Genomic DNA, 531 nt, shown 5'->3' with positions numbered 1-531 from the left:
CTGCCTGAAGGCAAGGAAAATCCGGTGGAAGAATCAAAGCTTTTCCCTCGGCCCGATTGCCGATTCCAAACATAAACTTCCCCGGCAATTTCAAAGTTAAGATTGCCCGTTTCCCCACCGGTTGGAGACATGATGACCAATTCTCCTTGGGCAGTACGCTCCAGCTTCAGCTCAGGATTGGCGGCACAAAGCCGGATAAAATCTGCTCGGCTGAGGGTTATGAGGGGAGATAGATTCAGAGTCAGAGCAGCCATGGTAGTGTGACTCCGCCTGTTTTTGGCCTATCGCTCAACATTTTTACTGCAGCTGTTTCCAAGGTTGGGAGAGTTCTGCAATTGCGTGGGATCCCTGTCATGCAAGAGATCCATCAGAGTTGGCTGGGTTAAGGGTGTGGAAAAAAGCTGTATCAGGGATCGTAAATCCGTGAAAGCTACTCATATCAAGCCGACCAGATCTTGCGAATGGGCAAGGTGAAGCCCGGCAGCACGTCCTCTCCCGATAAGGTTTCCGGATCTTCGACCAATTCCGGCG

The 531-nt window shown here is 51.2% G+C and carries 1 protein-coding gene; it reads right to left on the bottom strand.

Annotated elements, in window-relative coordinates; genetic code table 11:
* Positions 1-254, bottom strand: a 254-nt coding sequence (locus NW840_RS13110) for a Uma2 family endonuclease (RefSeq protein ID WP_414344735.1), incomplete at its 3' end; no start/stop codon positions are given.
* Positions 255-531: the final 277 nt, after the last annotated feature.

It is taken from the genome of Synechococcus sp. R5-13 (assembly GCF_047462015.1).
Lineage (GTDB): Bacteria > Cyanobacteriota > Cyanobacteriia > Thermostichales > Thermostichaceae > Thermostichus.
The sequence above is the reverse complement of the archived record's forward strand: the minus strand, read 5'-3'. Positions and strand labels throughout refer to the sequence as shown.